Source organism: Paracrocinitomix mangrovi (assembly GCF_019740355.2).
Lineage (GTDB): Bacteria > Bacteroidota > Bacteroidia > Flavobacteriales_D > Crocinitomicaceae > Paracrocinitomix > Paracrocinitomix mangrovi.
This window is the reverse complement of record NZ_CP091819.1, coordinates 4,006,635-4,027,433: the sequence shown is the minus strand read 5'-3', so window position 1 is coordinate 4,027,433 and position 20,799 is coordinate 4,006,635. Positions and strand designations below refer to the sequence as shown.

General features: G+C 33.6%; 10 protein-coding genes. All 10 read right to left on the bottom strand.

The features are described from left to right. Window positions 1–13: 13 nt before the first annotated feature. Window positions 14–166 (bottom strand): hypothetical protein, encoded by a 153-nt coding sequence (locus K6119_RS17900; protein ID WP_221834911.1) that lies wholly within the window; start codon window positions 164–166, stop codon window positions 14–16. Window positions 167–191: 25 nt separating this feature from the next. Beyond that, window positions 192–944 (bottom strand): ParA family protein, encoded by a 753-nt coding sequence (locus K6119_RS17895; protein ID WP_221834912.1) that lies wholly within the window; start codon window positions 942–944, stop codon window positions 192–194. Between the two features lie 170 nt (window positions 945–1,114). Further along, the gene (locus K6119_RS17890; protein WP_221834913.1) at window positions 1,115–1,771 is read right to left on the bottom strand and encodes a response regulator; all 657 of its coding nucleotides are present in this window, start codon (window positions 1,769–1,771) and stop codon (window positions 1,115–1,117) included. Between the two features lies 1 nt (window position 1,772). After that, on the bottom strand, window positions 1,773–3,251 hold the full coding sequence (locus K6119_RS17885; RefSeq protein WP_221834914.1) for a response regulator: 1,479 nt from the start codon (window positions 3,249–3,251) through the stop codon (window positions 1,773–1,775). Further along, entirely contained in the window at window positions 3,244–7,071 is a 3,828-nt protein-coding gene (locus K6119_RS17880) for a PAS domain S-box protein (RefSeq protein ID WP_221834915.1), read from the bottom strand. The genes K6119_RS17885 and K6119_RS17880 overlap by 8 nt, the downstream gene beginning before the upstream one ends. A 148-nt stretch (window positions 7,072–7,219) precedes the next feature. Beyond that, window positions 7,220–7,429 (bottom strand): exodeoxyribonuclease VII small subunit, encoded by a 210-nt coding sequence (gene xseB / locus K6119_RS17875; RefSeq protein WP_221834916.1) that lies wholly within the window; start codon window positions 7,427–7,429, stop codon window positions 7,220–7,222. 1 nt (window position 7,430) lies between these two features. Then, window positions 7,431–8,792, bottom strand: coding sequence for an exodeoxyribonuclease VII large subunit (xseA, locus tag K6119_RS17870; RefSeq protein WP_255715317.1), 1,362 nt, complete (start codon window positions 8,790–8,792; stop codon window positions 7,431–7,433). A gap of 83 nt (window positions 8,793–8,875) precedes the next feature. Further along, window positions 8,876–9,664 (bottom strand): GIN domain-containing protein, encoded by a 789-nt coding sequence (locus K6119_RS17865; protein WP_221834917.1) that lies wholly within the window; start codon window positions 9,662–9,664, stop codon window positions 8,876–8,878. Between the two features lie 24 nt (window positions 9,665–9,688). Further along, window positions 9,689–9,961 (bottom strand): ATP-dependent Clp protease adaptor ClpS, encoded by a 273-nt coding sequence (locus K6119_RS17860; protein WP_221834918.1) that lies wholly within the window; start codon window positions 9,959–9,961, stop codon window positions 9,689–9,691. Between the two features lie 10 nt (window positions 9,962–9,971). Continuing rightward, window positions 9,972–20,594 (bottom strand): hypothetical protein, encoded by a 10,623-nt coding sequence (locus K6119_RS17855; protein WP_221834919.1) that lies wholly within the window; start codon window positions 20,592–20,594, stop codon window positions 9,972–9,974. Between the last annotated feature and the right edge of the window lie 205 nt (window positions 20,595–20,799).

The window sequence follows — 20,799 nt, the reverse complement described above, 5'->3', positions numbered from 1 at the left end:
TTTTTTTTTGTTTTTAGAACAACCTTCCAACTCCTAGAAAAATGGCCAGCCAGACCAATCCTTTAACTAAGAAAAAAATGAATCCTACTACTCCAATTCTCTTAATCCACACCTTTAGTTTGGATAGAGATTTTATGTCTGTACTTTGCTTAACTTGTGTTTCCATAGTTGCTATTTTTATAAGCGTTCAATCAGCTCTGATTCAATATTTTTAGTAATTCATTTGCAATTGCTATGTAATCTTTAGCACTATTAGATGTTGGTGCATAATCAATTACTGATTGTCCACTAGCCGGAGCTTCTGCTGCCTTTACATTTTGTCTGACATAATTGTTGAATACATCTACTCCATAATTACTTCTTAAGGCTTCTAAAATTTGTGTAGTTAAGTGTCTTCTTTCATCAACCAAAACGCCTACCACACCAAGAATAAATAGCTCAGAATGATATTTAGTTTTAATGTCAAAGACTAAATCAATCATTTGTTCAAAACCTACCAGGCTAAGGTTTTCCATCAACATTGGTATTAATACTGCATCAGATGCCATAAGTGCATTCACAGTTAAATGTGAGGCAGTTGGAGGGCAATCTATAAGGATAAAATCGTATTGATCTTTTACATCTTCTAAAGCCTCTTTCAATGCAGTTTTAGGTGCATTAGACCTGATCAATTCAGCTTCATACTCCTGGAGGTCTGTGTTACTAGGTATCAGATCGAGTCCATCCTTATAAAATATAGAGCCTGAATCTATATGTTTATCCAGAAGAACTTCACCTAGCACACAGCCCTCAGTACTAATTCCATAGCTATAACTAAGATTTGCTTGAGGATCAAGATCAACTAATAGCACATTTTTGCCTTTTAAGGACAATGCCCTACCAAGATTCACAACAGTGGTAGTTTTTCCGGTACCACCTTTTCTATTACCTACAGATATTATCACGCTTCCCAATGTGAATTGTAAACCTAGTAAGTTGTAACTGAATTAAATACTGGCTTAAAATCTCAATTTACATGAGTACTGAATGGCACACATATAAGTACAAATACCTACATACAAAAAAAGTGCGCCATAATGACGCACTTTTCTACTTAAGAAATACTATCAAATTGTTAATCCTTATCATTTAGAACAAGTTGATTTTCGTAGGCAATCCTAACAATATCTGCTGTATTTTTGGCTCCCATTTTTCTCATCAAGTTAAATCTATGATTATCTACTGTTCTTTTACTCACAATAAGCTCTTCTGCAATCTCTTTATTACTCAATCCTTTTATGATGAGCTGCAACACTTCCATTTCTCTCTCCGTAATATTCTTAGATTCTAATACATCTTCACGTTTGTTTTTACGAATAATTTGGCGTGCCAGTATATCTGTCAATGAACTTGAATAATGCATTTTCCCTTTGGAAATACTTGTAATGGCACTGTAAATTTCATCAGTAGGAGCATCTTTAGTTAGATATCCCATTGCACCTGCATTGAGCGCATCCATAATGTACTCTTCATCTTCATGCATTGACAATATTAAAACGCCTAAATTTGCATAAGATTCCTTGAGTCGCTTTGTAAGCTCTATCCCTGACATCCCTGGCATAGACATATCAGTAATAATCAAATCCAACTCTTCAGAAAATTTCACTTTCTCCAAGGCTTCCTCACCACTTTCTGCTTCACTTGAGACAATTATTTCATTATCCTTCTCAATAAGGGCCTTAAGTCCATTTCTCACCACCTGGTGATCATCCACCAACATAACTTTTATCATACTAACATTTCTTAAAAGGAATTCTAACATTTATTTCCGTACCGTCTTCACTCGATTGCAATTGAAAAACACCATTCATCAAATGAGCTCTGTGTTTCATATTTCTGATACCTTGCCCACTTACTTCCATTACATTCTTGTAATCAAAGCCGTGTCCATTATCAATTACATCCAGTAAAACCTTTTCATCCATACACGCTAAAGACAGTTGTATTTTTGAAGCTCCCGAATATTTTATTGAATTATTAAGCGCTTCTTGAATAATTCTAAAGAGTGAAAGTTCCATGTCTTGCGGAAGTCTTTTCTCTTCATCATGTCTAAAAAATATGTCTATATGTGTATTTTTCTCAATTTGCTGAATCACCTTACTTGTGGCAGCAATCAAGCCATAATCTCTTAAAACACTTGGCATTAAATCATAAGAAATCTCCCTAACTGATGCAGTTAGAGATTCTATCAAATTCATTGTTTCAGAAAATTCGTTTTCAGGAATTTTATACTTCTCTACAATTCTATTTATACCCAATTTAATAGCTGCTACCGATTGCCCAATACCGTCATGTAATTCTCTGGAGATTCTTGCTCTTTCATCTTCCTGGACATCCATCAATTTTTTTTCAAACTTCTTTTTCTCCGTGAAATCTCTAGAAACGGAAGCAAAATGAGTAATTCTTCCTTCAAGATTTTTCAGGGGTAATATCACTTGAGCAACGGTGTATAGGTCACCATTTTTCTTTTTATTGACAAACTCATCAGAAAATGCTCTTCCTTTAGTAATAGTTGACCACAGCTGTGTATAGTATGAATCATCATACATATTAGATTTAAAAATGCTTGGTTTTTGACCAATTACTTCATTTTTATCATACAAAGTGTAAGCGCACATGGCAGGATTAGCATACTCAATTACTCCATTTTCATTAGTAATCATCACATGATCACTTGACTGTTCTATTACGTTGAAAAATCTTTGTTGAAGTTCTTGTGCCTCTTTTCTTTCTCTTATTTCTTTTAATAGTTTTTGTGTTCTTTCTTCAACTAAACGATCTAAATTGTCATTCAGCTCTTCCAGCTCAATTTGCTTTCTAGCATATTCTCTTTCAATATTACTTTTGTATAAAGCAATTGCAATGTTTATTTCAAGTTCACGTTCTTCGTAAGGTTTGATTATATAAGCATAGGGTTCTGCCAAAGCTGCCCTGCGATAAATTTCTTCTGAGCTGTAAGCTGTTAAGAAAATAACCGGAATATCAAATTCGCTTCTAATCATTTTGGCTGTTTCAATCCCATCCATTTCTCCGGCCAACATTATATCCATCAAAACAATGTCAGGTGGATTTTTACGGATTTTTTGAATAGCTTCTTCTCCGGATGGAGAGGTACCAGTTACTTCGTAACCTAAAGTTTTAAGTTTAGATTCCAAATTCTTAGATACAATAAATTCATCCTCTGTTATAAATATCTTCTTTACCTCACTCATACTTGTGACGTTTAGTATCCTGGAATTGAATTTCTGTAATTAGTCCATTATCGTTTGTCAACTTAGCTTTTCCATTTAATTGTTCGGCCAAACCAAAAATTAATTGCATCCCCAAGGTGTCAGATTCTTCATAGTTGAAATCACTTTTTATTCCTCTACCATTATCCGCAATTTTCATAAGGAAGTAATTATCTCCTTCATCTCTCAATGAAATTCTGATATACCCCATTTCCTTTTCCGGAAAAGCATATTTAATGGAGTTGGTTATTACTTCCATTACAATCATCCCACAACTAGTAGCCGTATCAATTGTCAAATCAACAGCATCAACATCTGCATCAATTTTGATATGCCTAGTATCAAATGAATTCATGACATACCTGATCAAAGAATCCAGATAAGCCTGGAAATTAATTTTACTAAAATCACTTGAACGATAAAGCGTTTCATGAATTAATGCCATTGATTTAATTCTATGTCCTGTTTCTGACAATAATTCAAGTGACTCCACATTATCAATGTTATTTTTCTGAAGGCTTAATAAACTGGCAATAACTTGTAAGTTATTTTTAACCCTATGGGTTATTTCGTTCAACAGAACCTCTTTTTCATTAACTGATTTTTGAAGTTTTGTTTGAACCTCCATTTTTGAGGCAATTTCGCTGTTCAATTCTTGAACAGTTGATTCCAATTCTCTTGTCCTTTCTTCCACCAATTTCTCAAGATTCATACTCAACTGTAAATGAGCAGCTTTTGATTCTTCTAAGCTCGTAATGTTTGTACCGTAGAGGTTAACATATTGATGGTCTATAATGTTCACTGCATAAAACAAATAATAATCAGCCCCCATCTTAACTTCAATCTCTTCTTTTGCTTTTTTAGAAGGAATAAATTCTTTCAAGAACTTTACCAAACGTCTAGAATTCAAGTGTCCGTCTTCTACAATTCTTCTCCCTAAAACATCAGCAGACTCATTGGTAAAAAGGATCTTCATATTATAATCTACTCTCAGAACAGGATTTGGATTTTCAGCCGGAATTACCTCAATTAACTTCTTGGCCTTCTCCGCTTCCATCAATGTTGTAGTATCTATTGTTGATCCCTCAAAGCAGATATTATTACCATTTTCATCTTTGATTAGCTTAATATTTTGAAGTAGTCTAATTTCACGACCATCCAACAATCTCATCATTGTTTCTTTGGAATTTAGCTCACCCTTATTTGCTTCTAACTCAGCAATGATGTCAATATCACAGTCAACTATATCAAAAATGTTCTTATTAATCAATTGTGATTTTTTTTCAAAACCCATTTGTTGCACGAAAGTATTATTGCATTCTAATACTTTACCATTCACATCAATTCTATACAATCCAGCTGCATTATTATTATATAGGGTTCTATATCTTTTCTCACTTTTTATAAGATCTTCTGCAATTGTTTTTCTAGTAGTTATATCTCTTGAACTAACAATAAAATAAGGAGTACCAGTATAATTTTTTTCTACATACTTAATAGTAGATTCAATCCAAATCCATTCTCCATTTTTATGTTTAAACCTATACTCAACAGTAATAAGTTCGCCTTTGTTGTTCTTAAGCCACTTAAAAGCCTCCGTTAAAGTTTCCTTATCGTCAACATTCACCAAACTAGATACATTTCCACCAATATGTTCTTCTGCACCATACCCAAAAACATATTCATTATTCGGTGAATTAAAAATCAAATTGAACTGTTCATCAGAAATACTAATTACGTCAGCAGAATTTTCAACATATGTTCTGTACTTTTCTTCACTTTCTTTAAGATCAAATTCCATTGCTTTTTTGTCAGTTATGTTGCTCACATAACCCGCAATCCTAACCACTTCACCATTTTCATAAATTGGATAAGCTCTTTCGTGCACCCATTTAATTCGCCCATCATCCATAACAATCCTAAACTCTACATCATACTTTCCGGAAATCACATTGTTCCAATATTCTTTCCTTACTCTTTCCAGATCATCAGGATGAATTCTTTTTTCCCAGGCGTTGTTATCCTCCATTAACAGTTCAATATCCTGCTCGTACAATTTTTTGTGTGAAGGACTGATGTAAATTTCTTTTTTTGTCTCCCAATCTGCCAACCAGAAAACTTCATCCAAAGTTTCTGTCAATTCTCTAAAACGACTTTCACTTTGCTGAACTTTATTATGATCCCTAAATCGGACCAAAATCAATCCTACTGATTTACCAATAGTATTGAGCAATTCCATATTTTCTCTACCATCAGTTTTTATGTTAGAATACAAACAGAGAGAACCCAACAATTCTTCATGGTGAGTAATTGCCACATTATAGTTTACAATGTCAAGATCAGTATAATCAGGGAATTCATGTTCGTTAACATCACAGCAAACAAATTGAGATTTTTGTGTTTCTAAAACTTTATGACAAACGCATGATCCCTTACCAATTATACCACAAGTTTTGATCTTTTCTTCTTCTACATTCCTTGAAACTCTTTGCTTCAAATTTCCATTTTCATCTTTTAAAAAAATAATTCCTTTTTCCAAATCACCTAAAAATGGTAACTCTAAGAGCACATCTAAAGCATGTGCCAAAAATTGATCGATAGATTTTGAAACAACAGTAATTGAAAGCAATCTATTGATTATTTCATGCGTTTTAAACTCAATCTGTTTCCTTTTTTTAAGTGCTTTTTCTACAGAAATATCTTCCGCAGTCACAAGAAGTACTTCAACACTTTCAATCCAGATTTTTTTAATTTTCACTTTTACAGGATACTTCAATCCTGTCTTGTTTTCATGACTTCCTTCACCTTCATACAATTCTCCTAATTGTAAATCCCTAAGTTGCTTGACAAGTAAGTCAAATTCAATTTCAGGATTTGCAATTTCAAACACTTTTTTCCCAATTAATTCATTGGGAGAGTATCCTAATTTTTCAGCCGCGGCGTAATTTGCTTCTAAAATCTCTAGCGTTTTAGAATCAACTAAATAGATTTCATCAGAGGAATTTTGAAATATCTCACTAAAACTATTTTTCCCTCTTATAAGTTCTAATTCAACATTTTTTCGCTGGGTTATATCTTGAACAGTTCCAATTGACAGTACCGCTTGATCATCATTATAAAAAGTTTCACATTTCTCTACCACATACTTTATTTCACCATTGACTACTATTCGGTGCTCAATTTCATAAGGTAGTTTAGTTACTAAAGAATTTGAGTAGGCCTCATTCACTTTTTCTCTATCATCAGGATGAATTATGTCTAAAAAAGCTTCATAAGTTGCAATCTCATTTCCAATTTCTTTTCCAAAAATTCTATACGTTTCATCTGACCATGTTAACCTATTAGATTGTATTTCTAACTTCCAATGACCAATATTTGCCAGTCGTTGTGCTTCATTTAGAAAATACTTATCAAATTTATTATGCCAAACTTCTTCATGTCTTTCAATAGCTATGGAAATATTAACGCACAATTCCTCTTCTGAAGCATCATTTGAAACTACTCCGTAAACATTATTTTTAAATAATTTAGAGGTATCGAGTAGATTGAAATCAGCAGTTTGAATCAGAATAGAAAGCTCAATTTTCTTATTCAATCGTTCAATTAAAGCAATACTTTGATCTCTATTTTCGAGATTGATTTCAATTAATAATAAATCTGGTTTTTCCTGGGTGATATGATCCGTTAAACCCTGTGAATCAAAAGAATTAGTTACAACTTTAAATCCCCTGTTTTTCAAAAACTTGGACAATTCTTTCCCAGAGACTTTATCGTCTTTAAGTATGTAGAGCGTCTTTTCCATTCATCCTTCCTACCCCAAAAATAAGCCAATTGAGATGATAGAAAAGTGACATAACTCACTTTTTTAGTACTAAATAACATAGGTATTAATACTCATATTGATAATGTTTTGACAGAGTGTTAATAATAATTCGGCCAATCAGATTTTTTTACTCTTGGTTATTTTCCGGTTCAATAATTTTATTGATTTCTTCTTCGGTTTTCTCTAACTTTTTACGACAAAACTCCACCAAAGCTTTGGCCTCTTTTACTTTATCTGCCAAATCGTCTATTTTGATTTCTTTGCGCTCTAAAAGACTTACGATCTCTTGCAATTGCTCTAATGCCTCCTCGTATTTCAAATCTTTCTTTAATTCCATATCAATTCTTTTTTACCGACTTTATTTCGCTACTAATCAATGCATTTGAGGTCAGGGTTTTCATTGTTTTCCCTTCCAAATCATCATTAATTTTATTTACATCTATATCATCAATGGTTGAAATGGTATATCCACTTTTTAACAACCTGACAGGATTTAACATATTCAACATTTCCTCTACTCCATTTAACTCCACTTTTTTCTGATCAATAAAGGATGTCAGCAACATTTCAAGCTTATCCAATTTAGCAGGTAATTCTGCCGTTTGAGCTAAATGCAAACGGTTTAAACTTTGGGATTTCACTTTGTCTTTGAGAAGATCAATCCTACCTGATTCTGCATTTAACACATGTAAAAACAACTTTTGCATGCGGTGCGAATCCTCTTTTAACTGCCATTGGTACTCAATTAGGAACTGCTTACTGTTATGAATTAAATACTTATGCAGATGGTAGAATTCATCCTTTAATCCACTCAGTTGCTCACGGGATCTATTAATAATAGCATCATAAGCACTTCTCATTTGAGCTGAAAAAATTCCTATTTGATTGTACAAAAACTCAGCCGCAGCTGTTGGGGTAATGCACATTTTATTGCATATCAAATCTGCTACTACCTCATCATATTCATGCCCTACCCCAGTTATAACAGGAATTTTTGTCAAACAGATTTCACGGTTAAGATCATAGTCATTGAACACATTTAGATCCATCTTACTTCCTCCCCCTCTCACTATTACAATCACCTCAACATCATATAATCTTGCCTCTTTCAATGCAGTTATCAGCTCAGCAGCAGCCTTATCTCCCTGAACACTTGCCTGAAACTCTTTAATTTTAAAGTTTCTGTATACCTCATTTGAAGTTAGCTTGTTCAAAAAATCTCTATATCCCGCAGTTCCGGATGATCCAATTAATGCAATTCGCTTAGCAATAACAGGTAAATACAATTGAGATTGAAGATCATACAGACCTTCTTCTTTTAACTTGAGTATAGTCTCTTGTTTCCGTTTCTCTACTTCACCGTATGAATATGAAGGATCAATGCCAAGCACATTCAATTTAAGTCCATAAATTCTATGGTAATCTATACGAACCGAGAAAAGTACCTTGTTCCCCGGCTTGAGTATTTGCAGTAAGTCAGGACCAATTTTATTAAAGATCTGACCATAAGTTGAAGACCAAATATTAGCAGAAAACAAAGCAGAAGTTCGGTTATCCTCACTGTCAACCAACTCAAGATAATAATGCCCTCCTTTTTCATTGATTTTGGCAATTTCAGCTACAACCCAATAAGATGTACTTCCAAATTTTTCAAGAATAAAATTCTCAAAAGATTTAGTGAGCTGCGTTAAGGAGTATATTTTTTTTGGTGTTGCGATAAGTTGAAATTAATCAACTTTAAAGACACTGACTTAAAATTTAGTCATCAATTAATCAACAGCATTTAATTTGCATCAATCAACTTTCCTGAACCTGTAGATGAGGAAACTATTATCGGCGATCCTTTATAATAAACATTTCCTGAACCTGAAATTTGACAATCTAACCAGCTGTCAACTGAAATTTCAGCATTTCCTGAAGATGAATTGGTAATATTAGTGTGATAAGTGAAAAAACTAAAGGCTTTAAAACTTCCACTTCCTGTCATGGTTACGTTAGATTCATTGGTATTTCCACTTGTAGTAATCCCTCCTGAGCCACTTATTTTGACAGTGGTAACTTCAGTATACAAAGCAGATAAATTGATGCTTCCTGAACCTGAGGTTGACAAATTTTGAGATTGACTATGTACTTCATTAGCATTAATGTTCCCGGATCCACTACAACTTAAGCTATGGCCATCAAAATTGTATGTTTCATCAAAATTAGCTGTTACATTTCCACTTCCTGAAGCTACGATATCATTTACATCATCATCAAAAACTGTAATGATCATTTGATCTCCATTTTTAATGCTATAATTGTCTTCTGTTTCAATGTATAAGATGCCATTCTCTACATAAACATCTAATATTTCAAACATGTCCTGATTCGTTTTCACCGTAACATAGCGGTCAGAATCTGATTGTGTGTAGGTCAATTTTCCAACGGTGGAATAAACGATTTTGTCAAAGTCTGCAATTTCAAACCTTTTCTCTGTTTGAATCCCTTCACCCGCATCTACTTTTTTACAAGATGCCAGCAAAATTATTGCTGAACAAACAAATAATACCGATTTAGTTTTCAATTGCATAACAAATAGTTTAATAAAATTTGATCAATGAATCTTTGCAGTCAAACCCTTTTCACTTAAGGCTTGTCTCATTGGTCTAAGATCTCTAAAATTCCCTTCTTTCACACTACATTTCCCATTGTAATGAACTATCCAGGTACATTGTTCGGCTTGCATTAATTCGTGCTTGCAGATCTTTACCAAAGAATCTATTACAAACTCAAAAGTGTTAACGTCATCATTGTACAATACTAAAGTTCTGTTTTTGTCAACCTTAGTTTCATTTTCTACTAATTCGAGTTCTTTCACCTCTGCCATAAGTGATATCTTAATTATTTAATAATTCCTTTGCCTTTTCCACTGAAATCTCAGTGTATTTATGGAATGCCTTAATCTGTGCATCCTTGAAACCATGTGCTATTAGTTCAGCTTTTAATTGCTCAGCTTCTGCATATGATTTAACATCATCTGAATAATAAATAGTTTCACCTTGAATGTTTTCTTCGTTGTAAATATTGTCTTCAGGATGTTCCAACAACAATTTAGTAAATTCTGATGGAATTTTGTCATCAAACCTTCCTACTTCTACTTTAAAGTAAATGGCTTCTTTATCATATAAATACTTATCTGCATTTACTCCTTGATGACCTTCAAACCTTTTTAGTGGTCCTGTTTTAGTATCATTCAAAATTGCATCAGCTTCTTCCATTGGAATAGCATCATATTGGTAATATGAAATTACCTGCATTTCTTCAAATCCCATTTCTGAAAATTCAACCAATAAATCTTTAACCTCTCCTATTGAATTCACTTTCTTTGACAATAAATAAGTGCTTCCTTCAATGTCTTCTTCCGTCTCTAATAATCCATCAGTTTGAAGCAACAACATTGCATACTCACCTGGCATTTCTCCTTTAAACTTACCAAGTTTAACTCGATAATAAACTCCTTCTTTATAGTATGAAAACTCCTCTTCAATATCTTCTTTTGGTTGCGGAACTGTAACAATGTAGGCATCCTTAAACCCTTTTTGCACCATTTCAACTCGCTTGTCTTCAGCATCCGGTTTATTATCATAATTACCAACATAATAAAGAATACGGTCATCCATATCACTCACCGATATGATTCCTTCATCTTGATTATTTAATAAAAGGTCAAGGAAGTTGACGGTAATTCCATTTTCAAAGTACCCAAGATTTACTCTATAAGGAACTCCTTTGTCTTCTGCATTCAAGATGAATTGCTCATCATTTTGCATATTCATAGCAGCAACCGTTTTATCCTGCGCATCACCACCATCTGAGTTATCATAATTCTGATTCTGGTTTTGATTTTGATTCTGGTTATTTGTTTGCTGATTATTGTTTACCGCATCATTATTTCCTTGATTATCGGTGTTTTGATTATTTGATTGATTATTAGTATCGTTATTTGTGTTGTTAGAAACTGCATTTCCTCCAAAATTCTCACTAATATTTTCAGGCGAGTTAAATAAAACAGCTTCTCCTTTTTCACTTAATAATTGATTTGCTTCGGCAATAGAAATACGCTTACCATTGTAATATGCCGTTACAAATGCATCTGCTATACCAATTGTTCTGATTTGATCTTTTCTAACATTTGCTGATGGAATAGTTGAATACATTCCCGTAGAGTATCTAATGGTTCCATTATCAAGTTTTTGACTATTTAACGGTTGAATATTGTACAACACTTCAGGTTTTACCGGTTTAGAGTAAACACCTATTTGAACTGTAAAGAAAAGACCTTTTACTATCTCTACCTGATTTGCTTTAGCCGCATTAGGATCGTTGTAATAGCTTGTCAATTGTGCTTCCTGTTCATTATTTGGTCTTACTGTTCCTCCATCAGTATCATTGTAAGTATTGTTACCTCCTTGATTTTGATTATTTCCTTGATTGTTGTCTGCTGTGTTATTTTGGTTTCCACCATTGTTATCTGTACCTCCGTTGTTATCTGTATTGTTACCTTGATTTCCTCCATTGTTATCAGTTGTGTTGTTATCAACTACAAACTGCTGATCTAATGTTGTTCCAGGACACTCTAATTCACCTGCTTCAATGGCTCTTGCTTCCGCAATAGAAATACGTTCTCCGTTACAGTAAGCCACCACAAATGCATCACCATAACCCATTCCTCTAATTTGAGAACGAGCACCATTAGCTGAATTCTCTTTTAAGAAATATCCAACCATGTAACGCGTAATTCCATTGGTAAGCTTTTGACCCGAAATTGGCGCAAATTGTCTAAAGTGATCTTGTGGCAAAGGATTTCTAAATGCCCCAACCTGAACTTTGTATACTAAACCTTTGGTTGATTGGTCAACAGGAATTTTGTTCTGCTCATTGTAAACCGGTTTATCAGTTGTTCTAAAAATATCTGTAGTTACAACTTCAGGAACTTCAAAATCAGCCGCCAAAGTATCAGTAGGTTGAACTTTAATTACTGTTCTTGGCTCAATATTGTTGTTAGACATAGCAATCATGTCTTCCTTAACATTTTCACCTGAATTATTTAAGGCATCATTTGCGGCTTTAAGATCATTTTTAGCCTGATCCATGTATTGCTGTTGTTGTGCTCTTAATTCATCAATTTTATCTTGATCTGCCTTAATTTCAGGATCATCAGTTGCAACAGAATTAGGATCATTGCCAATATAATTCACAATTCCTTTCTTGATTTTTCTTCGTTTGCTTTTTTCAAGATCATTGATTTGCTCCTCTAATTCTTGTGCTTTATCAAGGTTTTCTTGGGCTGATTTGTTGGCAGCATGGAAATCTTTATACTCATCAGTTCCTACTAAATCATTGATCGTTTCTTGATCAGGATTCTTGTTAGATTGTTCAATTTGATTTGCCAATAAATCATCTTCCTGGGCCTTAATATTGTTTGCCTGATTTCTAAGATTAGCTGCTTCTTCTCTTAAATCTGCTGCTTTTTGGGAATTTGAACTTGCATCATTGAGTACGGCTTGCTTATATTTCTTTTTAACAGTTGCTGCACTATCTGTCAATTCAGTTGCTCTTTGTTCATAAGCATTGGCTTGTGCTTCTAATGCATTTGCCTGATCCATTAACTGAGTTGACATTCTATTATCCGGATTTTCAGCCACCTCTGTAACAACTGTTTCTTCAGGTTTCCCTGTGTGATAAGCAACTCTTGCTGCCTTTAAAACACGTCCTGCTTTTGTCAATAAATCTTTAGCTTCTTCTTCCTTAGCTACAGCATCTTTAAGCAACTTATTTTTCTCTATTTTATCACTTTCATTGGCTGCCTGATTTCTGAGATCTTTAGCCTCACTCATCAATCTATTAGCCTGATCGATATCCTGATTTGCTTTAATAATCTCCTCATCATTTGGATTACCGGCTTCAGCAACTATTGCATCAACTTCACTATTTTGACTTGTTTGATTAAACTCAGCAGTATTGGCAGTCTCTAAATCTTCTAATACTTCATTTTCAATTCCTGCTTTTTTGGCATCTAACTTATTTCGTTGCTTAACCAACTTATTCTTTTCTCCTTCATCATCTGTGTTGGCGATTTGTTGATCCAAATCATCAATTTGATCTTGATATGACTTGATATCATCAATGTCATCTTGATGATTCTTTACTACATTTTTACCTTCATCTGAAGTGTAATTATCTTCTGTTAAATTGATTACTGCGTTTTTAGTATTGTTCTCAGCAATTTCATTTTCAAGTGCAGCTAAACGATCATTGTTATTATTGATTTCAGATTGCTTTTGATCCTTAATCGTTTCTAACTGATTTAATTCAGATTCAATGGTTGTTGCCAAGCTTGGGTTAGCAGATTTTTCATCTTGAAGGTCACGAATTTTACTATCTATTTTATCAATCAGATCTTTGTGTAACCCATTCTCTTCTTCAATCTTTTCATTTTCCGGAAGATTTGTACTACTTCTGATGTCATTCAATTCATTTTCATAAGTAGGCATTAAAGCTCCAATTGAAATATCAGGACGCTTGTTTTGAGCACTATTGTTATCTGTGTTTGAGGTACCTGCCAAGGCTTCAGATGCATTAATTTCATTCATCTTGGCCGAACGCATATTATTGAGACCTTCAATTCTTCTATCCAGTTTAGACACGAAATCCTTGTTATCAGCTTTCAGACCATTCATCTTTTTGATTTCTTGATCAATACTGCGAACTAACCTTTTGTTTAATTCTATTTTGTTTCGCTCTTTAGTTGCATTATCATCTGATGAAGCATTAATTGCATTCATGTCAGCATTGTAATTAGGATCTAACTCATCAATTGAAGGAATTTCACTCATTGCAATAATTTCTGCCTCATTTGGATTACTGCTTCCATTTTGATTATTTCCTCCATCCGTTCCATTTTGGTTATTAGCGCCATCTGTTCCGTTTTGATTATTTCCTCCATCTGAAGTATTATTTCCGGCAGCATCTACAATATCTTGACTTGCATCTATCTCATTTTGTTTACTTGATTTGATATCTTTTAACTTCTGTAATCTGGTATTGATATCTGCAGATAATCCCGGTTGTTCATCTTTAAGACTATTCAACTGACTTATTTCATTGTCAATTTTACCAATCAATGTTTTATTGATATTGATGCGTTCTTTTTCTTTATCTGCCTTATCAACATTTAATTGATTCAATGATGAAATGCGATCATTGTAATCAGGCATTAATTCTTCAATAGTTGGATTAGTGTTTATTGAAGCTATATTATTTGTTCCTGCAATATCCTCTAATGATGCATTTTCACTTTGCTTTTGATTTTTGATATCGGTCAATCTCTCCTGTCTTTTTTCAATGTCTGATGCCTTATCAGGGTTAAATGATTTCAACTGATTAAGTTGCCCTATTTCAGTATCAATGGTTCCGATTAATTGATTATTTAACTGAATATTTTTCTGCGCTTTTTCAGATGAAGTTGAAGAACTATTATCAATGCTGTTTCTTTTTTCATTGTAATCAGGCATTACCTCATCAATGGTAGGATTTGTATTGATTGTAAGGTTGTTATTATTGGCAAATGCAAGCTCTTGGTAATTTTCGTTTTCTTGAACTTTTTGATTTTTAATATCTCTTAAACCATCTTGTCTTTTATCAATATCATCCGCTTTTGATGGGTCGGAAGATTTTAATTGATCCAACTGCGTCATTTCTGCATCAATAGCTCCAATTAACTGGTTATTAAGCTTAATATGTTCATTTGCTTTCTCTGCTTCACTTGAAGAGTTGTTATTAATGGCATTATTCTTACTATTGTAATCCGGCATTATTTCATCAATAGTTGGATTAGTATTGATTCCAGCATTTCTTACATTTCCACCATCAGCAAGAGATTCATTATCTTCATTTTCTCTTATTTTTTGATTCTTGATATTGCTCAAAGCAGTTTTTCTTGCTTCAATATCTACTGATAAATCCAGATTAGTTTTCTTAAGATCATTTAAGCGGCCTACTTCAGTATCTATAATTCCAATCAACTCATTATTTAAATTGATATGATCTTTTGCTTTATCAGCTCCGGAATTTGAACTGTTAGAAATGGTGTTTTTTCTACTGTTGTATGTAGGCATTAACTCGTCAATAGTTGGATTAGTATTTACTACTAAAGAGTTGACATCTACATTGCCATCAATAATATCTTGTGAAAGTTGAATTTTTTGTTGCGTTTCATCTCTCATGCTTGAAAGGTTGAACTTTCTGGTATCAATGTCAGATGAAAGCTTAGGATGATCTTTCTTCAACTCATCTAAACGTGTTTGTTCTGCATCAATATTGGTGATCAAACTTTTATTGACATTTAACTTATCTTTTTCTTTTGTGATAGGATCATCTGCAGACGCTTTTATAGTAGACATTTTGTCTGCATACTCAGGCATTATTTCTTCAATTGAAGGATTTGCATTTACCGCTAAGTTTCCGTTATTTTTTGCCTCATCCAGGTAAGTGCGACTCTCATTGATTTCTTCAATTTTATCCTGTTTGATATCATTTAGCTTATTGCGTCTTTTTTCAATATCCTTAGATAAATCTGCATTATTATCTTCTATGTTCTGCAATCTATCAAGCTCATTTTCAATGTTTCCTATCAAACTTTGGTTTAAAGCAATTTTGTCTTCTTCTTGTTCAACTTTATCCGTTGTGTTTGCCTTAATGTCTTTTAATCTGCTGCTATAATCTGGCATAATATCATCAATACTTGGATTTGTATCAATCTCAATTTTGCTAGAAGCTGCGTCAACAATGTCTTTACTTCTTAGGTTTTCTTGAATTTTCTTGTCTTTGATATCATATAAGCCATTTTTTCTCAATTCAATATCTGCGTTAAGTTCAGGTCTTTCGTCAGATAAATTGTTCAGATCTTTTATCTCATTATCAATAGCTTGAATCAATTCGTTATTCAAATCAATTCTATTTTTTTCAATATCTGTAGGCGTATTATTAGCAGCTTCAATGTCCTTCAATCTACTGTGGTAATCAGGCATTACTTCGTCAATTGTAGGTGGATTACTTACAATGTCTTGATTGTTTCTGTTACCAGCCAACAATTGATTACTATTTTCAATTTGTTGTTCGGCTTGCGCTTTTAAATCATTCAGCTTGCTTTCTCTTTGTGAGATGTCATTAGATAATTCAGGATTATCAGCTTTTAATCCTTGTAATCTATCAATTTCATTCTCAATGTTATCGATCAAATTAGTGTTAACTGCAATGCGCTCTTTCTCTTTTGTAGGCTGATCTTTAGCAGATTTATCAATACCTTGAATTTTGGCATTGTATCCCGGCATTATATCTTCAACTGAAGGATTTGTATTGATACTGATTGCACCACCGTTGTTTGATCTGTCAATAACATTTCTACTCTCATTGATTTCGGCCATTTTAGCCTTCTTAAGATCATTTAGCTTACTATTTCTGCTATCAATATCTGCTATCAATTCAGGATGATCACCTTTAAGGTTGTCCAATCTACTTTGCTCTTTCTCAATATTGCCGATTAGGTTTTGATTCAGTAATATTTTCTTTTCTTCTTCATCTACCTGATCTGCACTAGTGGATCTAATATTTGATAACCTGCTGTTGTAATCAGGCATTATTTCATCAATGGTAGGATTAGTGTTCACACTTATATTTCCACTTGAAGCGTCAATAATGTCCTTACTAGCACGAATTTGATTCTGCACATCATCCTTCATATTGAAAAGGCTGTTCTTGCGCAATTCAATATCCGAGCTCAATCCAGGTTGTTCTGCTTTTTGCTGATCTAATTTGCTCAACTCTTGATCTATTGCTGAAATTAAATTTTCATTCAATTTAATTTTATCTCTTTCAATCTTGACAGGATCAGTATTGTTCATTTCAATGCCATTCAGCTTAGCTTGATATCCAGGCATTATGTCTTCAATCGTTGGATTAGTATTGATTTGATTCCCTGATTGACTTGATTTGACAGCAACATCCGGATTCTCCTCAATGTTCTTTCTAAGATTTTCTAACCCTTGTTTTTCAGCTAAAAGATCTTTGTTATTAGGATCATTTGAAAGTGAATTATTTACTTCTATAAGTCTTTCATTCACATTATTCAATGTCTTGTTATTTAAGTCCTGAAGTGCTTTTTCACGATCCTTATCATCCGTTATTTGATTGATTTCGTTGACCTTATTATTGTAATCAGGATTTACATTGTTAACATCTACAACTACTTGCTGATTATTGTTTGACTTGTTAGCCGCTAACCAATCTTCATCTGCAACAATTTCACTGTTGATTTTGTCATCCAATTTTTTAAGATTTTCCAATCTCTTTTCAGCATTTTTATTGTCAGGATCATCTTTAATAATTTGCTGCAATTGTTTGATTTCACTTCTAACACTAGAAATTAACTGACCGTTCAATTCATTTTTCTGCTTTCTTCTATCATACTCGTCATCAATTGCCTCAATTGCTTTCAATTTATTAGCATAATCATCAACCAATTGATCTTCTTCTACTTTAGTTGAGATGTTTGCAGCATCCATCAACACAGGTTCAACAATAGGTTGACCTTGATTTCTTTCAAGGTCATCTCTAAATGCAATTAATTCATCACGCTTTTTCTTTGCATTGCTGTTGTTTGGATCATTTTCAAGAATGGCGTCATAGTTTTGGATTTGCTCATTGGTATTGGCCAAAATCACTCCATTAAGGTCTCTTAATTTTTTATTGCGCTCATCTTCATCAACAATCTTATAAATGTCATTGACTTTATTCTGATACTCTCCATCAATAATGTTTAATACATCATTCTTTTGATCTGCCGTTAGTTCATTTTCTTCAACAACCTCAAACTCCTTGATTTTTTGTTTTTTCAAATCCTCAAAATCCTCAATTAACTGCATGATTTCTTGCTTTCTTTCAGGAGCAACAGTGTTTAATTGAGATCTCAAATCCACTATTTCCTTGTCAATATCATCTGTCCATTGCTCTAGAGAATATGCTTGTCTTTGTTCGTCTTTTGCAAATAATGCTGCCTTATCTCCTGCTCCTTTATCTTTTAATTGCTCATCAATCAAGGCAACATTTTCAGACAAATCATTTTGGTGCACCCTGTTTGAAATATCAGATTTTTGTTCAGATGATAATGCAATGTTGTGAGACGCTCCACTTCTATCATCATTAACAACTTGCTCAGCAACTCCGTTTAAATTGTTTTGATCTTTAGAAATAACTTTTGCATAATCCTGCTGCTTAAGATTTAATTGATTATCCAGGAGGTTAATCTCACTTTGTAAATCCAGAATTTTACTCTCTATTAGCTCTCTGTCTTTCTTTTTAGTAGTATTCGCAAGTTTCGACTCTTGAACTTGTTTGTCTTTTTCTAACTGATGTTTTTTGTTTGAAAGATCAACAATTTCAGAGTTAATCTGATTGGCCTTCCTAACTTCTTCATTACCATCAACCAATATTTGCTCTACAACATTAGGTTTGTTTTTACGGTCTTTAATGTTTTCTACAAAGAAGTCTGTATTTTCTATCACTACAGCCGCTAATGCATTTCTGTCATCTTCAGGTGTAGATTTTATAGCCGTTAAAATCTCTTCTGATTTTTTGATCTTACCTTTCTTATTTTCAATGGCTAAATCAATTTGCTTACCAAGTTCAACAAGGTTTTGAGCATCTTCATTCAGTTGTTGTACTTTCTTGTTTAACTCATGAGCCTCTTCATATAAAGCTTTTTGTTCTTTAGGATCGGTAGATTTTTCTGCTTTCTCGATCAAGGTATTAACCTCCAGCATTTTTTGATTGGCTTCATTGCTCTTTTCTTCTGCCAGATTGTAAGAGATATTAGAGAGTTTTTTGTCTTGTTCAATTTCTTCCTCAATGTTCTTGGTTTCTTCAGTCATTACAAAGATCAACTCTTCTTTGGTTGTAAACTCATCCAGACCATTTTCAACAAACACCTGATTAACATTAGACTGCTGCTCAATAGAATCAATATCAAACTCTTCTGAATTTGGTTCAAGCAAAGACAAGTTTTGATATATCTCTGCCATTACAGTAACAGGATCATCAAACAATTCATCAAACATGTTATCTATGTGAATTACCTGCTCCCCATTTTCGTCTCGCACCAACGACATTCTTTGTTTTAGAGGTCTTAACTCTTTTAACATAGGAATATCAACTGTTACATAATGTGTTTCTTCCTGCCCGTTTACGGTGATGTAAAAATTATACTTTCCACCTTTTGGAAAAGTCATGAAGTAATCTCCATCTGATGATCTTGAATTAAAAGTTCCAATGCTTCTACCGGACGAAAAATCTTCGATTTCAATTGATACATTTTTGTTGGAAGGCACTATTTCATTCACAAAGTTTCCTTTAATCGCAGCAATCTGAATTGGTATTCTTTCTACCCTCACTTCATACACATGAATTTTACCATCTTTACTTTCTCTATTAGAAGCAAAGTTGGCAACTTTACCATCTGCATCAACAATATAAAGGATATCATCTGCTGGAGAAGAAATAGCAAAATCCATATTCTCAGGTGGACCAAATGAATCAGAGTTTGGATCATACTTAGATCTGAAAACATCATATCCTCCCATTGAATTGTGACCTTTAGAACAGAAATAGAGATATTGTCCATTAGGATCCATATATGGATAGTCTTCATCCAAAGGTGAGTTTACCTGACCTGCAACCGGTAAAGGTTTTGAAAATGTTCCATCCGGTAATCTTTTAACTCTATAGATATCTAAACCATTTGCTTCACTATCACCATAACTAGAATAATAAATAACATTGGTGTTTTTAGGGAAGAAGATAACCGGTCTGTGATTTGCTTTTTCATCAACCTTTGTACGAAAATCATCAGTTGAAATCCTATATATATCCCCATCCACTCCTTCATGGTTGTAAATGTCATAGAACGATTCCTCAGGAATTTCCCTTTTTTCCATGACGATCATGTCGGTAACCTTGCTCAAGAGGTTTCTACCAAACTTACAAGCCGTGAGCTGGGCATCTACGTTATAGTCCTTCTTCTGCTTGGTTGAAGCCTGTTCTTGAAACTTTTTGTAATAAGTTTCAGCTTCTTTGAACTGGTAATTGAGATGATAGGCCCTACCAAGAAAGTAATAAGCCCTTTTGTCAATACTAGGACTGGAAACAGAATAAAGTAGGTGATTGATTGCATCTGACTTGTTGTGAGAAGAGTAGATAAGACATGCACCATACCTGAATCTGAGATCGTGATCCTTTTGATTATTGGCTAGTAAACCTGCATAAAGCTTTGTTGCGTCGAGATATAATCCCTGATCAAATAACTCATTTGCTCGCTCGCGCTTTTCAGCATCTGTTTGAGCAAAGACGTTATTACTGCACAAAAATAGCAGTATGAAAACCGGTATTGATTTCAAAAATATTCTCACAACAACAATGTCTAGGCTCGCGCGAACGCGCACCTAACCATAATTTAATACGGGTTTTCGGCCAAAAAGTTCATTTTTTTCCGAAAAACTATACAAAATAGGAAAAAAGCCTTACCCAAATTCCCTTCAATCCTCATATTTTTAGGATCCGAAGGGCGAATTTAACTAATCGATTTAGTAGAAACTAATAAATACTTGAAGATTA